Source organism: Okeania sp. SIO2B9 (genome assembly GCF_010672505.1).
Classification (GTDB): domain Bacteria; phylum Cyanobacteriota; class Cyanobacteriia; order Cyanobacteriales; family Microcoleaceae; genus Okeania; species Okeania hirsuta.
This window is the reverse complement of record NZ_JAAHGK010001354.1, coordinates 1-1,999: the sequence shown is the minus strand read 5'-3', so window position 1 is coordinate 1,999 and position 1,999 is coordinate 1. Positions and strand designations below refer to the sequence as shown.

Annotated in this window: 1 protein-coding gene and 2 pseudogenes; 2 read left to right on the top strand and 1 reads right to left on the bottom strand. The window is 35.0% G+C overall.

Going from position 1 to position 1,999, the window contains the following annotated elements; translation table 11 throughout:
* Positions 1-499 precede the first annotated feature (499 nt).
* Positions 500-617, bottom strand: a pseudogene (locus F6K13_RS30670) (IS200/IS605 family transposase); the annotation flags it as partial.
* Positions 618-927: 310 nt separating this feature from the next.
* Here F6K13_RS30670 and F6K13_RS30665 point away from each other — a divergent pair.
* Both F6K13_RS30665 and F6K13_RS30660 read left to right on the top strand, forming a co-directional pair.
* Positions 928-1,077 (top strand): hypothetical protein, encoded by a 150-nt coding sequence (locus F6K13_RS30665; RefSeq protein WP_161564369.1) that lies wholly within the window; start codon positions 928-930, stop codon positions 1,075-1,077.
* A gap of 334 nt (positions 1,078-1,411) precedes the next feature.
* Positions 1,412-1,939, top strand: a pseudogene (locus F6K13_RS30660) (transposase family protein); the annotation flags it as partial.
* Positions 1,940-1,999: the final 60 nt, after the last annotated feature.

The following is a 1,999-nucleotide window of genomic DNA, read 5'->3' as shown; positions in this document are numbered from 1 at the left end:
AGATGCACCCTGATAGTTATCTGTCCCTTTGCCAATGTTGACAAAGGGGCTTTTTTTTTATGTATGTGGGTGCTGAGTTTAATGAAACTTATGCTTTGTTTAATTTATGATATTTTTTTTTAATTACTCAAGTAGTGGGGTTTACCCCTTGCGGGTGTTATACTACGTTTAGTAGATGCACCCTGATAGTTATTTGTCCCTTTGTCAATGTTGACCAAGGGGCTTTTATTTTTTAGATTAGCTATTGAAGAAGGAGGAAGGAAGAAAAAATAGATGGGTACTCAAACCCCAACCAATTGTAAACACCGTGTAGACAGCGGAGTATTAAACTCAAAAAAAAGATAATAAAGTTTTTGCTACATATCCCCTCATTTTTAAGTAGTCAGTAGTTTTTTTTGAGGAGTTAGTCAGTCTAGATAGGATTGATGAACACGGAGGAAGTTCGAGAGTTTGGTAACGCCGTCAATTTAGGCGCGGGGTAGAAAAACGAAAGGCGGTTTCAACCCCCCTGATGAGGGTCGTTGATGTATTCCAAAATCAACGGCTATCCTGACTTTTCCAGTAGTATCATCAAAATAGCTGTGAGTCCATAAACTAGGCAGCTTGCTTGAAGAAGGAGACAGGAGACAGGAGACAGGAGACAGGAGGAAAATTACATGGGGATAGTCAACGACCTGCCGCTCCGCGTCTACGCTCCCCCAAGTAATGCGTGAACACCCCCGTTGACGGTGGGGTATTAAACCCACAAAGAAAATGATAATTCAGGAAACTCTTGTCGCAACAATCGAGAAGACCTGCCTTTTAAAGCTTTGAATATTAGCTACTTTAAAAGAAAATAAACCACAAGATTTTGGGTCTAAACGTTTAGCTAAAATTACTGAAAAACGTAATCGTCAGATAGGTGATGCTGTTAACAAAACAGCAATATTGGTGATTAATCATTGTCTTAAACATGAAATTGCTACAGTCGTTTTTGGTTGGAATAAAGAGCAAAAAGAGTCAATTGAATTGGGAACTAAAACCAATCAAAAGTTTGTACAAATTCCTACTCCTAGACTCAAAGAAAGAATCGAGTAACTTTGCAACTTATATGGGTTGCAATTTGTAGAACAATCAGGAGTCTTATACCTAGCAATCATCGTTTTTAGACAATGATGTTCTCCCAAAATATGGTGAAAAACCCGATAACTGGGAACCATCAGGAAAGTGTATTAGGGGAGATTTATCATTTTCTTTGTGGGTTTAATACCCCACCGTCTACACGGTGTTCAAAATTACTTGGGGGAGCGAATCCCCATGTAATTTTCCTCCTGTCTCCTGTCTCCTGTCTCCTGTCTCCTTCTTCAAATCAATGAAAACTTATTGTATAATTATTAAAGACAATTATTTAGCAAATTAAATTAATTTAATCGTGAAATATTGGCAAGCCAAAAAGTTACCATCAACAGAATTTAAGCGTTTGACAGGAGAAAAAAACTTTTAGAGTAATGGTTAGTACTGTAAAAACTCAAGAAAAATAAAAAAAGAAATCAGGACAAAAGCCAAAATTAATAGTTGAAGACCAAATTTTAATGACTCTTCAATATTTGAGAAAATATAGAACTTATTATCATATTGGATTGGAATGGAAAATGTCTGAATCTAATGTCTGTCGTATTGTTCATAAAATTGAAAATATCTTAATTAAATCTCGTCAATTTCGGCTGCCTGGAAAAAAAAGAATTATGGCAAACTCATGCTGAAGAAGAACTGGTAGTGATGGATTTCATGGAAAGTAAAATTGAAAGACCTAAAAAACCGGCAAAAACAGTTTTACAGTGGAAAACAAAGATAACATACACTAAAAACACGATTAGTAATTCAACAAAAAAATGAAAAAATCTTATGTTTAGTCAATGGAAAAGGTATAACTCATGATTTTAAACTATTTTTAAATAGTTTAAAATCATGAGTTATACCTTTTCCATTGACTAAACATAAGATTTTTTCATTTTTTTGA